Below are 6,554 nucleotides of genomic sequence, written 5' to 3' on the forward strand. Positions count from 1 at the left end.
ATTGACTCTGCTCCAACATTATTTCAAAATAGAAGTTAAGTATATTTATACAAGCGGAGGTTTATATGGGAACAACGATATCGATAGGCGTGCAAAAAGGCGGAGTCGGTAAGAGTTCTACGACTTGTATTACCAGTTATCTACTCGCTGAAAGAGGATATAAGGTATTAACAGTTGATTTTGACTCACAAGGTAATACCACTCAGATTCTTTCTGGTAAAGATATATATCAATTTGAGGAACAAACTGTACTAGACGCCATAGTAGAGAGAGATCCTGAAAAATATATAGTTAATGTACGTGAAAATCTCGACCTGCTTCCTGCAGATGATATTCTATCAACTTTAGGTAACAGAATGAATGAAATGAAAAGACACGTTCATTCCTCTTTACAAGAAACACTGGAAATCGTTAAAGATCGATATGATTTTATTGTTATTGATCAGCCACCAAACTTAGGTGATTTATCAGTTTCGGCATTAGTGGCGAGTGATTATGTTGTTGTAATGTTACAATCGGAGCCTCTCTGTTTTAAAGCTGTTCCTCGTTACCTTCAACTTGTCGAATTGATAAAAACAAAGATAAGTCCTCAGCTGAACTTGGCAGGCATTTTACCAAGTATGAGTGATACACGTACAAAGATAGATACTTCTATTATTGATCAAGCAAGAGAGGATTACGGCAACTGGATGTTTGAGACCGTTATTAAAAGAAGAAATCGTATAAAAGAATTTTCTATACTAGGTATTCAAAACAGTACAAGAGAAGATCGTGATGCGTTAGAGCAATATCAATTATATTTAGAGGAGCTGTTGACACGTGTCGAAAAGGGAGCTATTTAAAGGTTTGTTGAATGATGACATTAAAGATACAGGCTCTTCGCAAAAAATGAGAATTCTCAACGATCATCTTCTCCCAGGCTCTGAAATTACAAAGGAAGAAGTTAAAATCGATAACAAAGTAGAAAATTTAACAACTACTCCAGTCGAAGAACCCGAAGGTGTTATGTCAGCATTGCCTCAAACAGATCAACTATCAGAAAATGATATAAGAGAGAGTGAGGCAGCTATCGTTGATGAAAAGAAAAATTCTTCTTTGTCAGTGGATTCGACATTCTCTAGCAGCACAGATATAGATAAACCTAACATTAATGAAGCAAGAATTACTAATCCTTCAAGTAACACTCAATTTACTGATGAAAAGCAGTCTGCTTCTGCATCTGGAATTAACAACATTCTCTCTACACTCGCCAATACAAATGATTTAACTGTAGAAGAAACGCATACACGTAGGACTTATTTGATAGATAATAAATTGCTAAAGGAACTCGATAAAATTTCAAAAGGTAAGAAAAAAGGCTTCGCTACTAAAGTTATAAATTCCGGCTTGCGCATTGTGCTTGAGTTGATGAAAGAAAATAAACATCACTTATAGAAACTGGTACTTCGCATAGATAAAAACGACGTCAGTAATTACCGGCGTCGTTTTTTTGTTTATACTATTTTTTTATCTTTGCCCAGGGGTTAGCTGGTGTAGCCTGTCCTCCACCTGAACCGAATTTTTTCTTCGGTTGTTCTTCAGTCACTGCAACCTCTTCTGATGCCGAAGCAGCATCTTCATTTGTTTTCCGACTGAAGACTGAGCCTCCCATTCCAGCAGCACCAGAACCACCAAAACGATTTCCGTTGCGTTTTTGATATGGGTTAAAGGACGATTGCTTCACGGATTCCATGGCTCCAGAGATATTTACTTCAATTTCCTTACTCTTTACTTGTTTTTGTTTTTCTAATATAGCATCGTATTCTTTTGTCATTTCTACAATTCGATTAGGCATAATCATTCCAGAAAACATTGTATAGACCACTGCATAATTGTCGTGCCAGATAGGATCACCGTATTTCCCTTGAGCGGTTCCAGAAAATTCATTAATTACTTGCTTAATTGTTTGTTCTGTTTTTACGTCTTTGAAAATTTCTGCACCAGAAGGCCGTAATACGAATCCGCCGTACATGGTTGCAGTATCATAATTGTGGTCACAAGCAAAGTATCCACGACTAATACTATTCTTCATTTTTGTTTTAAGATCTTGAACATCGTAAGGAGCTTCAATACTGGCTTTGTGGATACTAAGAAATCCACCTGACAACTGAATGAGCTTTACAAAGTCTGAAGGATCGTAAGTCACGTTATCTGATCCGAAATTCGCTGGAATAACGTTTGCTTCATGAATTGTGCTGATAATTGCGTCGTTTCCTTGATCTTTCCAAGAAATAAGTGCATCAGTGTTAATACGATGCTCTTTCTTACTCGAAAAATCAGTATACAATTTTTTGTTATCTGTGATGATAAAGCTTCCAATTGGCTTCTCTTCACCTGGTCCGAAAAGGTCATCTTGTAATTTCTTGAATTCATTGAGTTCAGACATAAGAAGAATTGCATTGGACATTTCTGTAGGATCATCGATTGGAACTGAAAGCAATAGAGTAATTGGTACTGGGAAGAACTGCTCCTTAATAAGTCCGAGAACTAAAGAGATGAATCCAGTACCAAAACCTCCTCCCGCACCTGCGCAAATGATAAGGTGATCTATGTTCTCGAATTTACGTTCCATAGCTTGTACAAGTTGATCGCGAAGCTTTACCGCTCCAGGATTAATTTCTGGATCGAATGTCTCAACAACCAGTGATGGTGTTCTCGCTGCTCCTTTAAATCCTTCAAAATGAACTCGATCTTCTTCAGGAATGTTCTTGAGGTGGATCATATCTGTTTTTGAAAAATTGATTGCTAAGCTTGGATAGATTTGTGTTCCATCCGCATAAGTATACCCAGCGAAAATATCTGCATCTTTATTTCCTTTTTGTCCTGCACCGATTACTCCGAAACGAAGTGATACATCGGTAATCAAACCACTTTCATTCATATAATTAAGAACTTTACTATTCGAGAGTCCCATTTTGACTTTCCTCCTGTAATTGATTATTGGCATATTCACTAAAGGCAACTCCATCCGCTGACAGATAATATTGATGTTGCTTCCTACTATATCTGTAGGATATCAACCCTGCAAAGAGCAAAGCATCAATAGCTGCTACAATCGGATTTTTGGAATACTCTGAACTCAGCTTTTCAATAATATCTTTCTTAGCTATGTAGCTATTTTCAGTTATAACCATTAATACGTGAATATGTTGTTGAGTTAGCCTTGAATAGAATGCCTGATAGTGTTCATCTGAGTAAAATCGAGATGACACCACACCACCCCCTTACAGAAATTTTAGGTCACCTCTCAGTCACCTTTGGGTGACCTTTGGGTTACCTTAAGCATATATGGTATCTATGCAGATAGCAAATTATAGAATATATATTACATCAATCCCCATTTATTCATAGATAATTCTATATGCAAGTTCCTCTTCGCTGTGTAGTTGCTGCATTCTTACGTTTTCATATCTTGAGATTATTATAATTATCTGTTCTATTATTCACCGAGAAAAAGATAGGGTGAACTCTGGGTGATATTAAGCTCACCTCTAGGTAACTCAAAAATATAATACTGGATATAAGCAAGATAATTGATCCAAATGCACAGTCTGGAATTTGATTTTATTATGTAATTCCATCAAATCTATTCCTAAAATTTATTTCTTCATAAATCGTCTCTATTTTGGCGACATTGTTGGTGACAACTATGATGATAAACCAGGTGATGCCATCACTAAGAAAATCACTTATGTTGTCACTAGATTTGTCACCAGTCTATAACTTCACAAAAGGTCGACAGAAGCATTGTAGATAAAGGTTTTATTTGCTAACCTCTAGTTACTTGATTTTGGTGACAAGAAATAACCGTACGGAAAGGTAAGTAAATACATGCCATAATCAAGAGAAAGTTCGAAAGGAGTTGTCACTAGATTTGGACATTCGAAAGATCCATAAATTAAGTCCTACAAAGAGTCATATTATTGAACGTTTATTCATTTACAGAAGCCTTACTGCATACCAACTATATTTTTTGCTTGATTCATCGGACATCCCATTAACATATCCCCATTTCACGTGGGACCAACTAAGAGTTCCTCGTTTAAGAAGTATATGGAATAGATTAGCGGAGCTGCAGAAAAGTGGTCTTGTGGTGGTTGCGGGTAAGCATCCAGAGAACGATCAAAGAATCTTTTCTCTTTCGGAAGACGGTCTATCAATTGCATACCACCTTCTTGATATTCCACAGATTGAGGGATATCATCGAACAGGCTGGGACAAAGAGCATGGTTATTTCCCTTACAACCTTTACCGGCCTCCGAAAGAAAGGCTATTAAAACATCATATGCTTGGTGTTGATTTCAACGTTCTCATGGAATTGCTTGCAATTAAGCATAACTTCTCCTTTGACTTTATTGATAATCGGTATTCTTCTGTTGGTTATACGACAATAGATGATGGCGAAAAAAAACAGGTTGAAAAAATTTTCCGTCCAGACGGAGAGTTCATTATCAGGTCTAAGGATGGGCAGAAAAAGTTTCACTCATGGGTAGAGTTCGATATGGGTACTGAGAAAGGTAGTTTTTTATTTGAGAAATTCTCGAGATATCAACAATTTTTAAATTACATCGCTCAGGGTATTGATAGAAAATCCCTAGCCTCCTCTATACCGGATTCTATATTTTTCATTACAACAGCCAGACAAAGTATCTGGTCGCGTTGGCAAAACATATTTCGGAATTATATGAATGCAATCGGCCCTTGGTCTACTTACTTAAATCTCTATGTAGGCAATATGGAAACTTTAGAACCATTAGTCTTATCTCACATTAACTCAAATGAATTGTATAGGAAGCAACTTAATTCAAACCTCAGACCTTTACTTGACGATTCTCGATTCACCGGTCAACCGAAACCATCTAAGGTACTAGTTAATTCTAATACGGTTTCCAGCTTTTGTTTTTTGTATGAGAATGAGATGAAGGAAATTGGCTGGGAGCCATTTTTTACAGTGACACAGTCAGATTCCCAATCGCATCAGATCTATCTCTATCTCAAATATGACGAGTATGAGACCGGTGGGATTTCTAAGGCATTAGATTTCGCAAAGAAATATCGCTCAATAGAATCTATGAAAAGAATAAATGCTAAAGAGGTCATACCGGTCCTCTTTTACTCAGAGAAAAAACCACGTTCTCTTGAATTTATGGGCTGCGAAGAGAAAGAGGCGTTTGAAGAGGTTTTTGAGCGTTTCTTATGGCACGATATTTCTTTAAACAAATGGTTTGATAAATCTGGCGTTGAACTTGATCTTCGTCGTGTTAATCCTCTTAACTACTTTACAATGGCCCGAATATAATATCTGTCTTTATTCGTGAAACTTCATCACGAAATGACCATCTACTTAAATAATTTTCAATGTAAAAATCCAGCGTATTGAAGGAAAATTAAATTTAGATAATTTGCAGTGAAAGTTGATTCTTCAGTTACAGAGGAGGGGTCCCGGTATTAATGCGGTGAGAGCAGCTGAAACGGCTATAGAAGCCTGGAGAAAATTTAACGACTCAACAAAAAAGGTAGTCCTTCGTCGCAGAGAAGTGATTGAGGATTATAAAAGAAATATGGATGTACTGATTGAGGTGAAAAAAAGTAGCTTAGGAAATATCGAGAAGAAGGGTCCTTAGTCTCCTTCTTTTCTCGCACCTATCTCGTGGTTTCGCACTTGCGATTCCAAAAGGCGAGTAACTTGAAAACAAAGTTTTCTGCCCTATCCTTTCCCCAGTTGGAAATTGGAAGGGCATTATTTATGATTTCCGACATTCTCCATGCCGCCTATGTTTTTGCCCACTTTTTGTATATTGCCGATCTGGGAAACATAGTCTGAAAGATAGGATATCTGCCGGTACTTTTAGGTATCTTTCATAAAGACTTGAGAGTTCTTCTCCGTGGACCGATGAATAGAATATCCGCTATTTTCAGTGGGAGGGTATTGGTAAGTATCCAGCAATCTCACCAGGTATCTTTTTAGTCCTCGAAACTTCTCTCCTACATCAATATGGTTGGGGTACTCCTTGCTTGTATGTTCCTCATAAAGCTATGTAACCTCCTGGTGCACCACTATACTGCACAAAGCAATTTTGTGTCGAATTACTTTCTGTATGAACTGTCATTCCACTCTGAGATCTAGATCCGCCTTTTTCTTCAAGATTTTTTTTAACTAAGCTATATCTTGAAAAAAGTCCTGCATTGGATAAATCGTAGTTCCTGCACTGTCCCTTCTCTACACCTCCTCATCCATTACCTGGGCACATAAATAGAGAATCAAATCTAATTTATATGGGGTTGCAGACATAGTTTTGTACCCAGAAGTATAAACATAAAAATATTACTGTATATATTACTGAATATATTACTGAATATATATGTATGCATTTAACAATCTCAAAACGAGAGTATAAAATATTATGTGTAAATGAATAAATGCAAAAGGAAGACCTTTTCTTGTAGAATTGAGTTACCACACAAAATTCACAGAGAGAGGTCTTCCCTATGAATCATTTTACAACAGATTTAGT

5 protein-coding genes are annotated in these 6,554 nt (G+C 36.8%); 3 read left to right on the forward strand and 2 right to left on the reverse strand.

Annotation, left to right across the window (positions count from 1 at the left end; genetic code table 11):
- Positions 1 to 65 precede the first annotated feature (65 nt).
- Complete coding sequence (locus ACFQ3J_RS25160; protein WP_090727510.1) at positions 66 to 842, forward strand: ParA family protein; 777 nt, start codon at positions 66 to 68, stop codon at positions 840 to 842.
- On the forward strand, positions 820 to 1,434 hold the full coding sequence (locus tag ACFQ3J_RS25165; protein ID WP_090727512.1) for a hypothetical protein: 615 nt from the start codon (positions 820 to 822) through the stop codon (positions 1,432 to 1,434). Before ACFQ3J_RS25160 ends, ACFQ3J_RS25165 begins: the two co-directional genes overlap by 23 nt.
- A 64-nt stretch (positions 1,435 to 1,498) precedes the next feature.
- Here the strand turns inward: ACFQ3J_RS25165 and ACFQ3J_RS25170 are convergent, their stop codons facing one another.
- Positions 1,499 to 2,953 carry a hypothetical protein gene (locus ACFQ3J_RS25170; protein WP_090727513.1) on the reverse strand — a complete coding sequence of 485 codons (1,455 nt, stop codon included), beginning with the start codon at positions 2,951 to 2,953 and terminating at the stop codon, positions 1,499 to 1,501.
- Complete coding sequence (locus tag ACFQ3J_RS25175; protein WP_090727515.1) at positions 2,937 to 3,251, reverse strand: hypothetical protein; 315 nt, start codon at positions 3,249 to 3,251, stop codon at positions 2,937 to 2,939. The genes ACFQ3J_RS25170 and ACFQ3J_RS25175 overlap by 17 nt, the downstream gene beginning before the upstream one ends.
- A 662-nt stretch (positions 3,252 to 3,913) precedes the next feature.
- On the opposite strand from ACFQ3J_RS25175, the gene ACFQ3J_RS25180 reads away from it, so the two are divergent.
- On the forward strand, positions 3,914 to 5,338 hold the full coding sequence (locus ACFQ3J_RS25180; RefSeq protein WP_090727516.1) for a replication-relaxation family protein: 1,425 nt from the start codon (positions 3,914 to 3,916) through the stop codon (positions 5,336 to 5,338).
- The last annotated feature ends 1,216 nt before the right edge of the window (positions 5,339 to 6,554 follow it).

The sequence above is a fragment of the Paenibacillus provencensis genome, assembly GCF_042678545.1.
Lineage (GTDB): Bacteria > Bacillota > Bacilli > Paenibacillales > Paenibacillaceae > Paenibacillus > Paenibacillus provencensis.